Here is an 18,289-nt window from a genome sequence, read left to right as displayed (position 1 = left end):
TCAGGTCGCCTCCTTTGCGCGTCGGTTCTGTTTATCGGCGTACATGGCCTGGTCGGCGGTGTGGATCAGCGCCTCGATGCTTTTGTCCGCGCCCTTCAGCGCCCCGTCCACCCCAAAGCTGAAGGAGAGGGGCCAGTCTGGGCGGGACTGGGCGGCCAGGCGGGCGCGTGCCTTTGACAGGATCGTGTGCGCGGCCGGGGCGCTGGTGTCTGGAAACAGCACCATGAATTCGTCGCCGCCCACCCGGGCGAGGATATCCTCGCTCCGCAGGCTCTGGGCCAGGGCTTGGACGAAATCCTGCAGGTAGCGGTCGCCAGCCAGGTGGCCGTAGGCGTCGTTGATGCCCTTCAGGCCGTCCAGGTCAATATAGGCCAGGGCAAAGGGGCTGCCCTGGCCGAGGAGCCGCGCCAGGTAGTCCTCGGCGTAAAGCCGGCTGTGGGCGCCGGTCAGGGCATCGCGGTAGGCGCTGTCCCGCAGGGCCTCAGTGCGCCGGATCTGCCGGGAACGGCTGCTCTCCAGCAGGGCGTACTCGGTTTCCAGGTGGGCCTCCTCCCGGATAATGCTCAGCTGGTGAATAAACAGGCCCACCATGAGCAGCAGCAGGGCGTTGCTCCCGATTAAAAACAGGGAGACCAGAAGTGCCGGCAGGTCGAACAGACAGGCGGCGCTGTCGAGCAGGACAAAGGTAACGGAAAGCGCGGTGAACTGGACAAACAGCCTGGCCTCCTCGGATCGGAAGTCGGTCTTAAGCTCGAGCATATGCTGGGAAAAGCGGCTCAGAAACAGGTCCATACCGCCGTTCAGGACCAGCAGGAGGATCAGGCTGACAGGCCGCAGAAGCGGGTCACTCAGCACAGAGGGCACGCTGCCGCCCTGGCAGAGCGCCAGCACGCCGAGGGTGATCAGGTAGATGGCGGCGATGAGCAGGAAGTTCAGGTTTACGGCGGACCAGTTCCGCTGCCCGGGTTCTGGAAAGTGCAGCAGCTCGCAGGCCTTGAGGCCATAGAGCAGCAGCAGGAACAGGGGCAGCGGAATGCCGAAAACGGCCATGATAAGCAGCAGGCAGCCAAGGCACAGCCCAAAGACCAGCCACCAGTAACGGCTGTGGACTGTGCCCTGCTTCAGCGCGCACAGCAGGCTGCTGTTGGACAGGACGTAAAAAACAGTCAGCAGGATGATCAGCGTGAGCGTTAGGGGGATCAGGTTGGTCGTCATCATCGCACTCCTTTACGGTATGGGCTTAAGCTCAAAACAGTCTAATGGCCTGCCGGGCCGCAGGCCCTGCCAAAGGCCAGGGCCTCAAAATCCGGGATGGGCACCGGACGTGAGAACACATAGCCCTGGATCATGTCGCACCGGGCTTCCTTCAGGAACGCCGCCTGGGCCTCGGTTTCCACACCCTCGGCCACAGTGGTCATGGAGAGCTTTTCCGCCAGGTCGATGACGGAGGTTATCACATCGCGCTCCCTTGGGTTGTCGGCGTTCTCCGAGGTAAAAAAGGCGCGGTCCAGCTTGAGGGTGTCCATCCGCAGGTCCTTGAGCAGGTTCAGGGAGGAGTAGCCGCTGCCGAAATCGTCCATGGAGCAGCGGTAGCCCCGTCTGTGGATCTGGTCGATGACCTGGAAGAGCATGTCGGGGTTTTTAAAGACCAGCGTCTCGGTGAGCTCAATCTCCAAAAGCTCTGGCGGCACACCGTTTTCGTCACAGATGGCCTTGTAGGTATCAAGAAAATTGGAGTGGACCAGGTGCGCCCTGGACATGTTGACCGAGATGGGTACCGGCGTCAGCCCGGCGTCCAACCATCTCCGCAGCAGCATACAGACCTGCTCGAACACGTACAGGTCCACATCAATGATAAAGCGGTTTTTCTCAAAGAAGGGGATAAACTCGTCGGGTGGGATGAGGCCGTGCTCAGGGTCCTGCCAGCGCACCAGAGCCTCGGCTCCGGCGATGGTGTTGTCCTTTAGGGACAGCTTGGGCTGGAGGTAGACTACGAACTCGCCGGCGTTCAGGGCGTCCTGCATCCGGTTTTCCATTTCCTTTTCCCGCATGAGCTTCAGGCGGTCCAGGTCTGAGTAAAACCGGCAGGCGAACAGGCGGCTGTCACCAGTGTCCTTGATGCTCTTCAGAGCTACGTTGGCCCGGTCCAGCAGCTGGGTGAGCGGCAGGTTTGGGTCCAGCACCGGGCAGACGCCAAAGACGAAGGACAGGAAATACTTGCGCTCTATGCCGTAGTTAAAGCGGTTGATGTCCCGGGACATTACCTCCAGGCGGTTGACGAGCATGGGTTTGTCGGCATTGTGCAGCAGCAGGCAGAAGTTGTCCGCCGCCACCCGGGTCACAAATTCGCCCTCCTGCAGGTGGTGTTCAAGCACCTCGTACACATGGCGCAGGGTCTTATCACCCATTTCTATACCAAAAAGGTCATTGATGAGCTTGAATTTGCGGATATCCATCGAGACCAGCACATAGGCCCCCGGCGCGCCCTCAAGAATGGCGCCGCCGGCGTCCAGGTCAAACTTGGAGCGGTTGGGGCCCTTGGTCAGCGGGTCCACAAAGGCCAGCTCCAGCAGCTTCTGGTTGCTGCGCTGGAGCGCCTGCTCCTGCTCAATGTAGTCCGTCATGTCGGTCATGACCGTGTAGGCCACAGGGTAACCATTGATGGTCTCGTCGGTAAAGACGCTCACCAGCTTCACCCACATGAGGCGGCCGTTTTTGTGGTGCATACGGGCCAGCGTCTCATAGCTGGTATAGCCAGCGCTCACCGCCTCATTTACCGCGTTCACAATGGATTCCCAGTCCTCAGGGTTGTCCTTGAAGTAGCGGCTGCACTGGTTGTGGTACAGAGCCTCATACTCATCCTTTGGATAGCCGATGAGTTCATAGTAATAGGGGTTTGCCTCAACCACGGTATAATGTTCATCCATCAGATGACGGCTCACACTCACCCGCAGGACGCTCATGAGCATGTTGTACTCACTGTCGGGCGCAATGTCGTAATGCCTGATGGGTTGTTTGTTTTCTGACATTTCGGTTTCCTTCTTTAATCATTTTATATTTTGATGCTTACAATTAGTCCTATTTTACCACCGTTTTCAGGTGAAAGCAATAAGGAAATGGTATGTGACCAAGCTTAAATAATAAAAAATAACTCTCAAAAATTGATTTTTATTATAATTACGTTTACAATGGTTATGAGAGGAGTGAGAAATCATAGCTAAATTCGTGAATCACTATCATCAGGAGATTATTGTAACTGCCGGAGAGGGCATCAACGACGCCATGCCCCGGGTCATCGGACCCGCCAACAGATGGCGGCTGTTTGCCTACTGGCTGGTACAGGGGTCCATGCCCCAGGTCATCCACTGCACGCCCGAGGAGCCGCTGCGCTGTGAAAACCGCGTGGTCTACAAAACCACCAAGAAGCAGACAAGGCCCAGGACCCAGGTCTGCGGCGCAGAGCTTGCCTACAACTGCACCGTGCTGCGCGGCCCCACCGAGGTGGACGGCGTGCCCACCTTTTTCATGGTCGAGGTGCACAGCTGCCCGGACTGCGCCAAACGAAGACAGGCCGACCCCGGTTTCCCTGGCCAGGTGAGCCACCGGATACTGATCGCCGATATGGTCAAGAACAGCTCGAACCTGTCAGGCGTTTTTGAGGACATCCTGCTGGAGGAGATCGTGCCCGGCCGGCCTGTGGCTTTCCCCTTCAGCGAGGAGCACGCCCGCCGGATAAAAACACAGTTTGAGGCCCTCATCACCCTGGCCAGAGCGCTTGTGGGCGCGCTGTACGCGCCAGTGCCAGAGCCCCTGTACCGCGTGCCGGAGTACGCGCGGCGCGACCGCAGAGACAGCGGCAGAGAGCGCCGGGCCCAGAGCGTGGCCTACGCCCAGGCCTTTACCGCCGGGCGCCCGGGCGCGCCGCTCACGAGGGGCTGGTACAGCCGCCTCCTCCAGTTTTTCGCAGATGTCAATGGGGATACAGCCGCCGTCCCCCGATAAAAAAGCGCGGTTTTCAACGGATTGTTCCTGTTTTCAGCTTCCAGGCTCAGGTACCCTGTAGATACACCCAAGCGGTGAATCTAAAATCTGCAAGGAGGCAATAATATGCAGAAGAAATCAACTCCAGAAATGCTGGAAACGTTCTTTACAGGGGGCTTGTTTGCGACGCCCGAAAACGAGGAAACCGAGCTGATGGAGGCCATATCCTGCAAGCTCATCGAGTTTGCCTGTATCCTGGGCACCGTGGCTGTGGACGCCCGTTTTGCCAGAGAGGCCATGGGCACCAGCGAAGTCTTTCCGGTCAGCGAGATCGCCGCTGACTACGGCTGCAGCGCCCAGGCCTTTAACAAGCTGCTCCGCGACCAGGGTATCCAGTACAAGCGGGGCAGACGCTGGTACCTGTACGACCGCTACCAGGGCCACGGCTACACCGCCACCCGGCTCACCGCCAGGGACACCGGCGGGCGCGTGCGGACGTTCAGCAGTATGCAGTGGACGGTTCGGGGGCGGTGCTTCCTGTACAACTTTCTGCGGGAGCAGGGCATCCATCCCACCGCCCAGAAAGGGGAGCAGCCATGAACTACCTCACCGAGCACCTGAGCTTTTACGCCTGGCTGAAGAAAAACCCCAGAGGCACCCCGTTCCAGAGCTTCTGGAACTACCTGCTCACCCGCAACAACGCCGCGGCCATAAGGGGCGAGGACGGTGTGATGTACTGGCCCGTCTGGTTTGAGGTGGACAACAGCGACCTGCGCCGGATACTGGACGAACAGGACGCCAAACGCATCTGGGAACACCGCCGCAGACTCATCGCCGCAGGGCTCATCGAATACACACCCGGTTCCGGCGGCAAAAGCGGCGGCTACGCCCTCGTCCCCTTCGACAGGGCCCAGACACGCCTGCAGGTCATTCCCCAGGGCGGCGGCGAAGCCGTTACCGTCTGGAACCCACCGGGAAACAGCAGCCGGACAGCGGGCGGAGCGCCCCTGGAAGGCCCGGCGGAACAGTACGCAGTTTCTTCTGATCTTAATTCTTTAAATACTAAATATATAAATATTAAAGAGCCTTACCGGTACGAAGGGGAGCCGCCCGTGCCTTACTTCAACCAGCTGCCCATGCTCACCAGCGAGGAGATGGAGCACCTGAGCGCCATCCACAAAGACGACGCTGCCCTCGTCGAGGCCATCTGGGCCATGAAGGAGCAGAAAAAGCAGGAGGAGGAGAGCCGATGAGACATGCGCGTGAGAGCGGTTATGACCGCTACCGCTGCCGGGCCCACCTGGTGGTTCTGGAGACAGTGTACGCCAGAAGCCCCGAGGAGGCCGAACGCATCTTCGAGGCCCGGCTGGACGCACTGGAGGACGGCGACCCCGCCCTGCACGTCGAGGGCATGTGGGTGGACTGACATGGGCAAGCGTACCGCCAGATGGGCAAAGGCCCACCGCGCCCGCCTGGCCCTCACCCAGCCCCAGCTGGCCGAAGCGGCGGACATCAGCCTGAGCACCGTAACCCGGCTGGAACGGGGCGACCCGGTAAGGGACTATGTGCTCGAGGCGCTGGAGAATCTGTTTGCGGACGAGCGGCCCAGTGAGGATGGTCAGAAACCTCAGTCCGCTGGTCAGAATCATCACTTCCAGCTGACCATATACCAGGACCTCCTGAGGTGATAAACTGAGAGCATCACAACGAAAGGAGGACCGCCAAATGGCATACCAACAGGAAAAAATCGGCCATGACATGAAGATCATCTTCAACTACGGCGAGGTGGACGGCAGTATCAAGAAAAAGAGCAAGACCTACTCCGGGCTCAACCTGGACATGGCCGTCGCCACCACCGAAGCCATCACCCGCACCGGCAAAGCCATCGGAAAGCTCTGCACGCCCATCGTCAACGACATCCAGAACTACATGGGCTACAGCAACATCGAAGTTTCTGTGTAGCGCAGTACCGCAAAATCTGAAAGAAAGGAGAAATAACCATGGAGACAACCACGACCACCAAAGCCCTGGACCTGGAGTTTGAGCTGGAAAACGGCAAGAGCTTCACCATCACCTGCCCCGACTATCTGGACGACCTGACCCAGGAGCAGATCGAGACCCAGGCCGCCGGGGCCTTTGCCCCAGACGGCTTCAATCTCACAAAACTCAAGTGCTTTGAGTACATTGACAAGACCACCCGGAAAACCGAAATCGAAGCGTAAAGCATTCAGAAAGGCAGAAAGCAATGAAAACCATTCGAAAAAGAACCGCCCTGCTGATCCTGGCTGCCCTGACAGCCGCCGGCATCCTCTACTTTGCCCATGAGCTAAACTGGGCGCCCGCCCGGCAGAACCCGCCGCCCGCACAGTCCGGGGCGCCTCAGCCCGAGCCGGCCACGCCTGAGGCGCCGCCCGGAGACCCAGACCCGGAAAACCCCGATCCGCCCGGCCAGCCCGAGAGCGGCACCCTCGAAGCGCAGCCCGTCATGGTGAGCGAACACTTCGCCCGGGACGAGTACCGCTGCGACTGTGCAGGCAGCTGTGACGGCTTCCCGGCCGAGCCCCAGCCCGAGCTTGTAAGCCGCGTCGAGGCCCTGCGCCAGGCCGTGGGCGCGCCCATCATCATCACCTCCGGCGTCCGCTGTGAAAAACGCAACGAGGAGGTGGGCGGCGTGGCCTGGTCCTTCCACAAGCGGGGCGCCGCCGCCGACCTGTACAGCCCCGGCGTTCCCGTCGGCACCCTGGCCGCTCTGGCAAAGGACTGCGGCCTCAACATCCTGCCCTACTACAGCAGCGGGTATGTGCATGTGGAGATATAAGAAGAACGCCGCCGGAGGCCGCCTGCCCCCAGGCGGCTTTTTTATTGCGTATGACCGCCGTATGACCGTGAGGGCGCATAATTAAGCAAAATAATCATGTAGGAACATTTACCTGCCAGACATTGAGCATATGCGCAGGTAAATTTTTTACACATTTTTACTTAATCAGGTATATAATAGATATTACATGTTTTATGATAAAGCTGGCGGACGCTAGAATGACTGGAGGTTTTTTTTTATGCAAAATTTATTTGAGAACATGGACATGGACGCTGAAGTGCTCTATGGCCTGTTGTCGTCAATCTGCAATGACTATCTCTATATATGGGATACGTGCAGTGACCGCTTTCAGGTATCGCCCAACACCGCTTCCGACTTTTGCTTCGAAGAAAACAGCATGGCCCATTATTGCGCGGCAATGCTCAGGCGGATACACCCCCGCGACCAGGAGCGTTTCAGGAAACGCCTCGCCGAACTCTGGCAGTCCGACGAGACAGCCTTCACCCTCAACTACCAGATGCTGGACGCCACCGGAGCCTACATCTGGGTGAACAACCGTGGCCGGGTGCGGCGCAACCCCCACACAGGTCAGCCAGCAGTCATACTCGGGGCGATGAAAAGCCTGGAGGAATGTGAGTACGTAGACTATGTAACCGGCCTTCTGCACCACCGGTTCTGCCAGGAAAAATTCCAGGGCATTCTGGACGATGACCCGGATATTCATTTCAAGCTGCTGCTTTTGGGCATCGACGAGTTCAATAAGATCAATACCCTGAACAGCAGGACCTTTGGGGATAAGGTACTTAAAACCACTGCCCAGGAAATTTTAAAGCGTCTGCCGGGCGAGGTAAACCTCTACCGCTACGAGGGCGACCAGTTCATGGTGGCCGGCGCTGGCGCGTCCCGGGAGGAAATGTTAAGCATCTATGAGCGCATCCAGCAGTACGCGCGGGGAGCGCACCGGGTCGATAACCAGCCCTACCGCTTTGGTGTGTCTGCCGGGCTGGTCTCCTATCCTGAGGACGGGGACAGCTGGGCCGATCTGGAAAAAAAGGCCGCGGTCGCCCTCAAAAGAGCCAAGCACAACGGAAAAAACCAGTGCGTCGAGTTTAAGCAGGGCATGCTCAGAGAACAGATCGACCGGCAGTTCCTGACCAACTGCATGGCGGAGAGCGTGGAAAATGATTTCCAGGGGTTCCGCCTGGTATTCCAGCCCCTGTGCGACGTCAGCGAGCTGGCGGTCATTGGCGCCGAGGCCCTGCTAAGGTACCGGATGCCCGACGGGCGGGAGATATCCCCTGTAGATTTTATCCCTCAGCTTGAGAGCAGCCGCCTGATCCTAAAGGTCGGGCTCTGGGTGCTGGAGCAGGCCGCCGAGGCCTGCCGGGCCTGGGTGAAGTGGGTCCCCGACTTTGCGATGAACGTCAATGTCTCCTACATTCAGCTCAGGGAGCCTGATTTCTGCAGAGAGGCCGAGGCCGTTCTGCGCCGCCAGGGCCTGGCGCCCGGAAACCTGGTGCTGGAGCTGACCGAGAGCTACTTTATGAAAGAGGACGCCAACGTAAAGGCAGCGCTGAGCCGTCTCCGGGCCAAACGTATCCAGCTGGCCATGGACGACTTTGGCACAGGCTACTCCTCGCTGGAGCGCCTGGCCGACCTGGATGTAGACATTGTCAAGGTCGACCGCTTCTTTGTGAAGGCCCTGCACACCAGCCAGCACAACCGCGATTTCATCGAATCCGTTATCCGCCTCTGCCACAACCGCCGGAAAAAGGTGTGTGTAGAGGGGGTGGAGACCCGGGAGGAATGGGAGAGCGTCCGCCTCATGAACGCGGACTGTATCCAGGGCTTTTACATCTCACGGCCTGTGGAAAAGGATTTTTTCTTCAGCCATTACGTGGCCGTCAGCTTTGACGGGAAAAACCTGGCAGGCGCCATCGACCGGGAAAGGCTCCAGGATCACCTTGTCAACGACCGGGAGCTTTTGTTCGCCATGATGAACGCCACACCTCTGTCCCTGATGATCTGGAACCGTCAGTTTGAGATCCTGGCCTGCAACGAGGAGGCTGTCCGCCTCTTTGGGGCAGACAACAGGACCCGGCTGATCGAGGATTTCGACAGCTATTCGCCGCCAAGGCAGCCAAACGGCCAGGAGAGCAGGACAAAAGTGCGCGACAGGATCTTCGAGGCCTTTCTAAACGGGAAGACCCAGTTTAAGTGGATGCACCTGGACCGCCACGGGCACCAGTTTCCGGTCGAGGTCACCTGTGTGCGGATACCCTACCAGAACGACCATGTGGTGGCCAGCTACGCCAGAGACCTCCGGTCAGAACTCGAGGTCGAGCAGAGCAACAAGAAGTTCCGAAAACGGCTGCTGGCGCTGCTGGACGCCACACCCCTCTGCCTCAACCTGTGGAACAAAAAGTTTGAGAACGTCATGTGTAATGAAGAGGCTCTGAAGCTTTTCGAGCTTGAGGATGAGCGGGAATACCTTGCCCATTTTTATGCCCTCTCACCAGAGCGCCAGCCCGACGGGCAGTTTAGCGAGGCGAAGGCCGAAGCTAAAATCACAGAGGCCATGCAGAGAGGGCGGACCCGTTTCCGGTGGCTGCACTGCAAGCAGGACGGTACCCCCATCCCTGCCGAGGTAACCCTGGTGCGCATCGACCACCTCGACGACGACGGCAGCGCCATGGTCGCCGGATATACCCGGGACCTGAGGGAGCAGATCGAGGCAGAGAAGATGCAGCGTGTCCTGAACGCCCGTGTGCGCGCCGTCATGGACGCCACCCCGCTCTCCTGTATCCTGTGGAATGTGAGGGAGGAAATCCTGGACTGCAACCAGATGGCAGTGGAGATGTTCTGTGCCGGCAGCGTCGACGACGTGCTGCGCGGGTTCGACAGTTACCAGCCTTTGTACCAGCCCGACGGGACACCCAGTTTGGAGAAGAAAGAAACCTATTTCAGAGAGGTAAAAGAAAAGGGCTATTGTGCCTTTGAATGGCTGTATGAGAACAGGCAGCACGAAAAAATCCCCTGTGAGGTAACCCTGGTGCGGGCCGCCATGAAAGAGGACGAGGATATTATCATTGCGTACAGCCGAGATTTGAGAACGCCGGGAGAGAGGAAAAAGGACACAGCAGATGAGTGAAACCATGAATATCGCGCTGGCAGAGGTGCTGGCAGGAAACCGGGTGGAGACAGAAAACATCCTACAGGCGCTGGAGATGATCCGGGGCAGTATCGGTTTTGACGGCGGGTCCGTGTACCAGATCGAGCTCTCCGGACGTTTCTATCTGGCGGAAAAACAGCAGTCCGCAGAAGCGACGGCGGACCGCTGCGGCGCGCCGCCCAAATTTAAGACAGAAAGCGCGGCGTGGCTCGCCCAGCAGGCCGTGGTCAGCGTTGGGCGCAGCGGGCATAACGCGCGCCGGGAGACAGAGCTGCTCGATCTTTTCGGGGCGGACGCCCTGGTCGCGGCCCCGGTGACCGATGAGAACGGGGAGCTCCATGAGCTGGTCGTCTTTTTTGACCGGAACGCGGAGAAGCTGCCGCCAGAGACCGCGGTCAGGCTCCCGCTGCTGCTCATGACCAGGTACCTGTCCTCCCGGGTCTACCAGAGTAAACTCTGGCGGGCCCGGCGCTCTCTCGAGAGCGTCCTGGACAATACAGGCATCGACATCTACGTCAATGATTTTAACACGCACGATATTTTGTATGTGAACAAGTCAATGGCGGCGCCCTATGGGGGAAAGGAGCAGTTCCTGGGCAAAAAGTGCTGGCAGATACTCTTTCCGGGGCAGAACGGCCCCTGCGATTTCTGCCCCCAGGAAAAAATTGCCGATGAGGACGGCAATCCCACCAGAGTCTACACCTGGGATTACCAGCGCCCCTTTGACGGCGCGTGGTTCCGGGTGTTCAGCGCGGCCTTCCAGTGGGAGGACGGCCGGATGGCCCATGTGGTCAGCAGCGCGGACATTACCGATAACAAGCAGAAGGAGGCGCTCATACAGTACATGGCCAACTATGACGCCCTCACCGACCTGCCCAACCGCCGGATGCTCCTGAGCGAGGGTGAGGCGCGGATCAGCCAGGCGCGGCCGCAGGAGAAGCTCTACCTGATGTTTTTTGACATTGACGGGTTTAAGGCCATCAACGACGCCTACGGGCACGACGCTGGCGACGCGTTTCTGGTGCAGCTGAGCCGGTTCTTTACGGAAATCCCGCTGCTGCAGGAGGCCATCTACCGCAACGGCGGGGACGAGTTTGTCGCCCTGATCGCCGGGGAGGCCATCACAAAGGAGAATATCCGAAACCTGTCCAACTTCATTCACCTGCGCTTTAATAAGCCCTGGGTTTTGACCGAGGGGCAGGCATTCTGCAACACCAGCATCGGCGTGGCGTGCTACCCCGAGGACGGAGAGAGCGTCGAGGAGCTTCTCCATATCGCGGATTTAGCCATGTACCAGGCAAAGAAATCCGGTCCGGGGCATGTCTGCTTTGGCAGTGAGCTCAAAACGAAGTGAAAAATAAATGGAAAATGAAAAGCCCGGGCAGGGCGCCTCTGTTGAAAAGGCGCCCAGTCCGGGCTCATTTTGTTCAGTGCGGGTACATGGGTGCCCTGAGCGTCTTTTTCGTGCGGTAATAGGTGTTAAACACCTTTTCGGTGAGAGGCTTGGAGAAAAAATAGCCCTGCCCCAGCAGGCAGTGGTATTTGAGCAGCAGCGCGTACTGCTCCTCCGATTCGATGCCCTCGGCCAGAGAGATGATGTTGCCGAAATCCTTGCAGATCAGGATGACATTCTTGACCAGGGCCTGCTTTTTCTTGTTGTCGGTCAGGTCCTGGAGCATGGATTTGTCGATTTTGAGCTCTGTGAAATCCAGCTCGCCCAGGATAGAGAGGTTAGAATAGGCGGTGCCAAAATCATCCAGAGAGATGGAGAACCCGGCCGCGTGGAAGGTGTTGATCAGCGCGTTCAGCGCCGCGTTCTCAAGCTTGCTGATGCTCTCCGTGATCTCGACGGTGATGTCCTCCGGGGAGACGCTGTACCGGGCGCACACGTCCTGGAGGGTTTTCACGATGTTGGTTTCCATCAGCGTGACCCGGGAAAAGTTGACAGAGCCGCGCAGCTTGTCGCCCCGGTCGTGCCACTTTTTAAGCTGAGCGCAGAGCACCTCAAAGACGTACAGGTCAATGTGCCGGATGATCCCCTCGCTCTCGTACCGTGGGATAAAATGGTCAGGCGTGATGAGCTTGCCGCCTGGTCCCTTTTTGCGGATCAGGGCCTCGACGCCCACAATCTTTCCAGTGGCCAGCTCCACCTGGGGCTGGTAGACCACTGCGAACTGGTGGTTTCGGATGGCCTGGAGCAGATGGGTGGCCTGGCCGGTGCGGCTGGCACGCCCCTCCCGCAGGATCGCGTCGTAGTATTTTTGCTTTTCGGAGTACATGAGCTCATCGGCCAGGATAATCTCGTTCTCGATGTTGTATTCCCCCTGTTTCCAGAGCGAGCCGATGGAGACGTCCACGTTCTTGTCCTGGGCAAAGGATTCCTTGACGTCCGCGACCCTTTGCTCGAAATCGGCCTGGCCGCAGTCGATGCTCAGGGCGATAAACTCATCGCCGCCGATGCGGAAAGCGCAGTCCGGGAAAAAACGCTTTAAAATCAGCGCGGACTGGGTGATGATGTAGTCCCCGTACTGGTGGCCGTAGCTGTCGTTGGCGGCCTTGAGGCCGTTGATGTCAATGTAGACAATGCCCAGGGAGCCGGGTGGCGAGAGCTTCAGCTCGTCTAAGAACTTCTGGTAGTAGTTGCGGTTGTTAAGCCCGGTCAGGAGATCCCGGTAGCTGGCGTACTCCAGGTCGAGGAACAGCCGCCGCTTCTTGAGCTCATCAATGACAAAGGTGGAGACTGAGCGCAGCAGCGTCCAGTCCCGGGTGTTGGCAGACGGGTTGTCAACGCCCAGGAAGCCGGTGATCTGCCCGTCCTGAACAAAGGGCGCCGCCGCCACCGACTGGATTCCCTGCTGGTTCAGAATGTTGTACTCGGGGGAATCCTGTGCGTAGTCCTTACGCACAGAGTTGATGTAGAAAAAGCCACGGTTCTCAAACTTGGCGTCCCAGTCCTTCAGCAGCTCCAGGGGAAGCTTCTGAAGGTTATCCTTCTCGGAGGAAATATGGCGCTGGCACCACTCATAGGTGTTGTTGGCGCAGCCCTGCTCAAAGTCGTACTCCACGATATAAGCCCGGTCGGCCGCGTAGAAATCGCCCACCGTCTCCAAAAACCGGTCGATGGCCACGTCGGCGTCGTTCTCGTAGGCCAGAAGCTCGATGCACTTGACCAGCATCTCCTCCATGGTCAGCTGGTTGAGGATGCTGTCGATCTTCGCCTTGTTCTTTGAGATGTCCTGGATGACCTCCAGGCGGTAGGACCGGCCGTCAATGTCGATGAGGCTGTCCTCAATGCTCGCCCAGCATTTCAGGTGCTGGTTGTAGAACTCCCATTTATAGGGCTCGCCCGGGCGGAGCTTGCGGTTAGTGCAGAAGGCGCACGGCGCGTCCAGGTCCTGTATCAGCTCATAGCATTTTTGATTCAGGTACTCCTCATGCGTGGTAAGCCCGCATAGCTCCATGGCAGCAGGGCTGAGAAACTTCAATTCGTAGCTGTCCATATCCGCTACGTAGGCGATCGTTTTCCTGGAACACATAATCAGCCATGCGAAATCCTTTTTATTCATAGCAAAATCCTCTCTATCCAAAGGCTTTTATTTTTTAGAGTATTATACTTTTAAAAATGGAGTCTGTCTATGAAAAAATTTAATGCTGCCTTTTTTTATTGCGTATGACCGCCGTATGACCAGAGGTACTTATAATAAGAACAAACTGGAATGGTGTACCCATTTTCACATTCAACACCAAAGCAAAGCGTTACAAAAGGGCAGCGGGGCGCGCGGCAGGCTTCCGGCATTGTAACTTCTTTGGGAAAGGACAGGCCCATGAAAGAGCTCCATCGAAAATCGCTTTACCATTACGCAACCGCCCTTTTCGTGTTCCTATGCTATCTTGGCATCTGCATTGCCGTGTTTTTCTACGGCATCCAGAAAGCTGTGGAGGATACCACGCGGGTTCAGCTGGCCGACAATGTCACCAGTCAATGCAACCACCTGAAAGACGTCATGGACCTGGAGTTTGAAAACCTGGAGGGCCTGGCCGATTATCTGGGAAGACAGGACAACCCTGTTACAGCCGAAAACGGCGACCTGCTGAGGGCCATGGTCAGTGAGAGCTCCTTTATGCGCATGACCTATGGGACAAAGGAAGGCGCCGCCTACGCCAGCGACGGAGCCGAGGTACAGGATATGAGCGGGCAGGCCTTTTTCCAGGCCGCCATCGGAGGCCGCCGCGTGGTCAGCGACCCCATCGAGAGCCAGATGGACGGCACTGACCTCATCGTGCTGGCTGTGCCGGTCTATGACAGCCGCGGCAGCGTTAACGGCGTGCTGGCCGGAAGCTTTGACGTCAGCCGCCTCAGCGAGATCTTCTTCGGCGACCTGTACGGCGGCACCGGCTATGTCTATATCATCAACAGCGCGGGCGAGTCCATCATGATGGATAAAAAGCACGGGGAGGACCGGAGGGGCCAGACCTTTTTCGAGTTTTACAGCGACGTCACCTTTGAGAAGGGCAGCTCCCTCGCGCAGGTGCAGGCCGACCTGGCAGACGGCACCGGCGCGGTCTACCGGGTCAGCCGGGACGGAGAAACCCGCTATCTCACCTATGAGCCCATTGGCTACAATAACTGGTTTATCTGCTATGCAGTGCCTGAGGAGAACGCTCAGCAGCCCTATGCCTTTATCCGGGATTATGAGATCGTGCTCTCCCTCTTTGTGGTGGCCGGGCTCATCATCCTGCTGGCAGTGCTCCAGTACACCAACGTGCGGGACCGCAAGCTGCTTGAGGTTAAGGCCCAGACCGACGCCATGACCGGCCTGCTGAACGCAGTCAGCACCCGCGAGAATGTGGACGTCTGGCTCCAGGGCGACGAGCACCGGGGCATGCAGGCCCTTATCATGCTGGACGTGGACCGGTTCAAGGACGTCAACGATACCTACGGCCACGCCGTGGGCGACGAGGCCCTGCGCCAGTCCGCGGCGCTGCTGAGGCGGCATTTCCGCGGCAGCGATATCGTGGGCCGTGTGGGCGGCGATGAGTTCATCGTCTTTATGAAAAACATTCCCGGCGACGCCATTGTGTCGTCCCAGCTTGAAAAGCTCTGCCAGACCTTCCACGCCATCCGCATCGCGGAGGCCCATGACCTGCGGCTTACCTGCAGCGCTGGAGCGGCTTTGGCCCCGGCGGACGGCAGCGATTTTGACACCCTATATAAAAAGGCCGACCTGGCCCTGTACAGCATCAAGCGCGGCACCCGCGACGGCTTCGCCATCTACCAGGACGGTGAGACCGGTGTGTGACACCGGTGTGACTGCTGCGGGCTATAATATTGTAAAATATTACACGGTAAAATGAGGGGAGGCGGGGGAATATGACCAGACATCGGATAACGGCTGTTCTTTTCAGCGCCCTGCTGCTCCTTATCCTGTGCGGGCCTGTCGTCCGGGCGGCGACACAGGCTGTGGAAAACCCTTTCTGCGCCGCCCAGAGCACCGGCCAGGAGGCAGAGAACGGCCAGAGGGCTGCCGAGGTGGTGAGGGAGAGCCCGACCCCGCTGGCCCAGCCCATCAACGGCAAGAACGGCCCATCGCCGCTCATCCTGTGCGGCATTGCTGCCATTGTGGTGGCTGTGGTAGTCGCGGCAGTCATCCTGAGGAAAGCCCGTAAATTTGAATAACCGGCATTAAAAAACAGGCAGGCAGCCTGTTTTTTTGTGCTTAAAGCTCCAAACAGTTTATTGTTATAGCGAAAAACGCTATGTCACACTCGTGTCAATTTTTGCCCGTGAATCTTATAAAGCAGAATTGTATTATCAATGAGTCTTATATAGAATATTAGCATAACAAATGAGGAGCGAGCAATCATGAAAAAAAGTATTGGATCTACAGCCAGAAAATTTACAGCCCTTGTTTTTGTCCTGTTTTTTGCCTTTGGAGCAATGCCGGCAGCTTTCGCTGAGAGCGATGACCAAAGAGATTTAACCAATGTTCTTACCGGGTTAGACGTCGATATGAGCCTGAAGAAAACAAACGGCACCACGGTGCCCATCATTGTCGATAACGAAAAAGACGACAGTTTTAATGAAACCCTGGTTTCAGGCAGCACCATTCTTTTCGGCATTACCTGGACCCTGGAGGAAAAAGATTTTTACGGACAGGTAAAGGAGGGCGACTATTTTACCATTGACCTTCCCGCCGATTATTTCACCTTCCGGGACACCACCCTGAATACCCCGCTGACCTACAACGGCGAAACCCTGGGGCACTGGGGCGTCCAGAACAATAAAATCCATTTTACCCTGACCGATACCGGCGCCCAGAAGCGCTACATCAAGGGTCATTTCAACGCGAGCGGCACCCTCAAGGCCACCGAGGCCGGCGATGCCGTCATCGAAGTGGGCGGCGTCACCCTGCCCCCGGTTCCGGTAAAGCCGGCCGATCCCTCCACCCCGGACCCGGGCGAGGACTATCCCGCTGAAGATTTAATCCCCTCACCCCAAAAGCCGCTTTCCAAAACCGGCTCCACTTATACGGGCTCTGAGACCATCACCTGGAACCTCGCGGTCAACTTCGACAATCTGCTCACTGCCGCCGTACACACCAGTCCTGCCATCACCCCGCTGAAAAACGCCGTGATTGAGGATACCCTGGAAAAGGACCAGACCATCAAGTCCGTCAATATCCAGAGCCTGCTGTACCGGCCCAGAAACGCAGACGGAGCGCTCAGTACCCAGTGGGCGGCCTCCATCAACGTCATCTCACAGTTCACAGCGCTGAATCAGACAGCCGGCGAAAGCCTGGACGCCTTTAAAGAAAGGGTCATAAACTACGGCTCACCCGCCTACGGCATCAGCGCCGATCAAAAATACCTGATCATCAGCCTGGGCGACGTGCCTGGAAACGGCGTGAAGCTCGCCGCTGATGACACCGCTCTGCGCGCCAAGATCAAGTCGTCCAACAGCAAGCTCACCGACGCCGAGCTCGACACCATGGTCAGATCCTGGGGAACGGGCGGCATCGCCGGGGGAGAAGCTGTGGGTTACTATGTCACCATCCAGTCCGAAACTGGACGCGCTTATGAACAATACAGCAACACCGCCACCCTCACCACCACAGACAGCAGCCCCATCACGTCCAGCAAGTCTGTCATATTGGAGGACCTGGACGGCGGCATCGAGGCCGGAGAACCCCACAGTGTGCGCCTTGAAAAGCAAAGCGCCGAGGATGGGACGCCTCTTGAAAACGCCGCGTTCCAGCTGGAAATCCAGCGAGACGGCGTGTTTGTGCCCTACGTGCCCACTGACGGCGGCGAGTCGGTCCGCACCACTGGCGCGGACGGCATGCTGGAATTTAAAAAGCTGGGCTCCGGCACCTACCGATTTGTGGAAACGGCCGCGGCCCCGGGCTATGACAAGGACAGCGTGACCTACAGCCCCGAAACCTTTACCATCAGCACTGAGGATACCCAGGGCGTTGTGGTCACCGCCACCAACCTGCCCCTGACGGATAAACCGCCTGTGGAGCCAGTCGAGCTCACCGGCAGTGTCAGCCTGAAAAAGGTCGACCAGGCCGATCCGCAGAAAACCCTTGAAAACGCCGCATTCAGGCTCTATGAACGCCAGCCGGACGGTACGGTGTTCTATTATAAGGATGCCAACAACGGTCTGCCCCTCTGGAGCGCCGACCCCGCCGAGGCTCAAACCTTCACCACCGACGCCCAGGGCATGATCACGGTGGATCACCTGCTGCTGGGAACCTACTATTTCGAGGAGGTCACCCCGCCGGAGGGCTACCGCCTGAGTACCACCGCCCTGGCCTTCACTCTGGATGAAGACAATATTGAGACGGGCAAGAGCGTCATCTTTGAAAACACAAAGAGCGAAACCCCGCCGCCAGATCCAGAGACCCCAAAGACCCCGGCAACACCGGAACCTCAGAAGCCTGCCGCCGGTAAAACAGCTGTGGGGAGCGCCGCAGGCGCCAACCCCAAGACCGGCATCGCAGACATCAGCGCCGCTGTCACCCTGCTGCTTATCCTGGCAGGCGGCAGCGCGGGCATCATCGGATTGAAAAAGAGAAGATAAGAAAATGAAAGCCCCGGGACCGCTCCCGGGGCTTTTTGCGCCTTTGAGCCGGGTTCACTGCATTGTACCGGTAAAAAGACCTGATTTTAAAATTGTAAAGATGTCCAAAATGTGGTAACATAATAAAAAGTAAAGTTTCAGTTTGTTCGGTAATGTGTGACTGCTGTGTGACAAATTCCGCGTATAATCATGGTAAAGATCGCAGAATATCGAGGTGAAAACCCTTTAAATCAAT

16 protein-coding genes are annotated in these 18,289 nt (G+C 57.8%); 13 read left to right on the top strand and 3 right to left on the bottom strand.

Annotated features, from left to right (window positions below):
* Window positions 1-1,218, bottom strand: a complete 1,218-nt coding sequence (locus B2M23_RS00860) for a GGDEF domain-containing protein (protein ID WP_081571055.1) — start codon at window positions 1,216-1,218, stop codon at window positions 1-3.
* A gap of 38 nt (window positions 1,219-1,256) precedes the next feature.
* Window positions 1,257-3,029: a sensor domain-containing protein gene (locus B2M23_RS00855; protein ID WP_052237057.1), complete on the bottom strand. Its 1,773-nt coding sequence runs from the start codon at window positions 3,027-3,029 to the stop codon at window positions 1,257-1,259.
* Window positions 3,030-3,225: 196 nt separating this feature from the next.
* On the opposite strand from B2M23_RS00855, the gene B2M23_RS00850 reads away from it, so the two are divergent.
* From B2M23_RS00850 to B2M23_RS00810, 10 genes are all read left to right on the top strand, one after another.
* Window positions 3,226-4,002, top strand: a complete 777-nt coding sequence (locus tag B2M23_RS00850; protein ID WP_038350904.1) for a hypothetical protein — start codon at window positions 3,226-3,228, stop codon at window positions 4,000-4,002.
* 105 nt (window positions 4,003-4,107) lie between these two features.
* Entirely contained in the window at window positions 4,108-4,581 is a 474-nt protein-coding gene (locus B2M23_RS00845) for a phage antirepressor KilAC domain-containing protein (RefSeq protein ID WP_052237056.1), read from the top strand.
* Complete coding sequence (locus B2M23_RS00840) at window positions 4,578-5,234, top strand: hypothetical protein (protein ID WP_038350903.1); 657 nt, start codon at window positions 4,578-4,580, stop codon at window positions 5,232-5,234. The genes B2M23_RS00845 and B2M23_RS00840 overlap by 4 nt, the downstream gene beginning before the upstream one ends.
* Window positions 5,231-5,407 carry a hypothetical protein gene (locus B2M23_RS21040; protein WP_167617717.1) on the top strand — a complete coding sequence of 59 codons (177 nt, stop codon included), beginning with the start codon at window positions 5,231-5,233 and terminating at the stop codon, window positions 5,405-5,407. Before B2M23_RS00840 ends, B2M23_RS21040 begins: the two co-directional genes overlap by 4 nt.
* A gap of 1 nt (window position 5,408) precedes the next feature.
* Complete coding sequence (locus B2M23_RS21035) at window positions 5,409-5,669, top strand: helix-turn-helix transcriptional regulator (RefSeq protein ID WP_038350902.1); 261 nt, start codon at window positions 5,409-5,411, stop codon at window positions 5,667-5,669.
* 37 nt (window positions 5,670-5,706) lie between these two features.
* Window positions 5,707-5,943: a DUF1659 domain-containing protein gene (locus B2M23_RS00830; protein WP_038350901.1), complete on the top strand. Its 237-nt coding sequence runs from the start codon at window positions 5,707-5,709 to the stop codon at window positions 5,941-5,943.
* Window positions 5,944-5,981: 38 nt separating this feature from the next.
* Window positions 5,982-6,203, top strand: a complete 222-nt coding sequence (locus B2M23_RS00825; protein WP_038350900.1) for a DUF2922 domain-containing protein — start codon at window positions 5,982-5,984, stop codon at window positions 6,201-6,203.
* A gap of 23 nt (window positions 6,204-6,226) precedes the next feature.
* Entirely contained in the window at window positions 6,227-6,799 is a 573-nt protein-coding gene (locus B2M23_RS00820) for a YcbK family protein (RefSeq protein WP_052237055.1), read from the top strand.
* Window positions 6,800-7,037: 238 nt separating this feature from the next.
* The gene (locus B2M23_RS00815) at window positions 7,038-9,950 is read left to right on the top strand and encodes an EAL domain-containing protein (RefSeq protein WP_052237054.1); all 2,913 of its coding nucleotides are present in this window, start codon (window positions 7,038-7,040) and stop codon (window positions 9,948-9,950) included.
* Window positions 9,943-11,325: a sensor domain-containing diguanylate cyclase gene (locus B2M23_RS00810; protein WP_038350899.1), complete on the top strand. Its 1,383-nt coding sequence runs from the start codon at window positions 9,943-9,945 to the stop codon at window positions 11,323-11,325. Before B2M23_RS00815 ends, B2M23_RS00810 begins: the two co-directional genes overlap by 8 nt.
* 73 nt (window positions 11,326-11,398) lie before the next feature.
* Here B2M23_RS00810 and B2M23_RS00805 read toward each other — a convergent pair whose 3' ends face one another.
* Window positions 11,399-13,537 (bottom strand): putative bifunctional diguanylate cyclase/phosphodiesterase, encoded by a 2,139-nt coding sequence (locus B2M23_RS00805; protein WP_038350898.1) that lies wholly within the window; start codon window positions 13,535-13,537, stop codon window positions 11,399-11,401.
* 150 nt (window positions 13,538-13,687) lie between these two features.
* On the opposite strand from B2M23_RS00805, the gene B2M23_RS00800 reads away from it, so the two are divergent.
* From B2M23_RS00800 to B2M23_RS00790, 3 genes are all read left to right on the top strand, one after another.
* Window positions 13,688-15,271: a sensor domain-containing diguanylate cyclase gene (locus B2M23_RS00800; RefSeq protein WP_081571054.1), complete on the top strand. Its 1,584-nt coding sequence runs from the start codon at window positions 13,688-13,690 to the stop codon at window positions 15,269-15,271.
* Between the two features lie 71 nt (window positions 15,272-15,342).
* Window positions 15,343-15,648 (top strand): hypothetical protein, encoded by a 306-nt coding sequence (locus B2M23_RS00795; RefSeq protein WP_038350897.1) that lies wholly within the window; start codon window positions 15,343-15,345, stop codon window positions 15,646-15,648.
* A gap of 186 nt (window positions 15,649-15,834) precedes the next feature.
* Window positions 15,835-18,054 (top strand): SpaA isopeptide-forming pilin-related protein, encoded by a 2,220-nt coding sequence (locus tag B2M23_RS00790; RefSeq protein ID WP_038350896.1) that lies wholly within the window; start codon window positions 15,835-15,837, stop codon window positions 18,052-18,054.
* Window positions 18,055-18,289 lie beyond the last annotated feature (235 nt).

Origin of the sequence: Eubacterium limosum, from assembly GCF_000807675.2 — a bacterium.
GTDB lineage: Bacteria > Bacillota > Clostridia > Eubacteriales > Eubacteriaceae > Eubacterium > Eubacterium limosum.
This window is presented reverse-complemented; position numbering and strand designations above follow the sequence as displayed.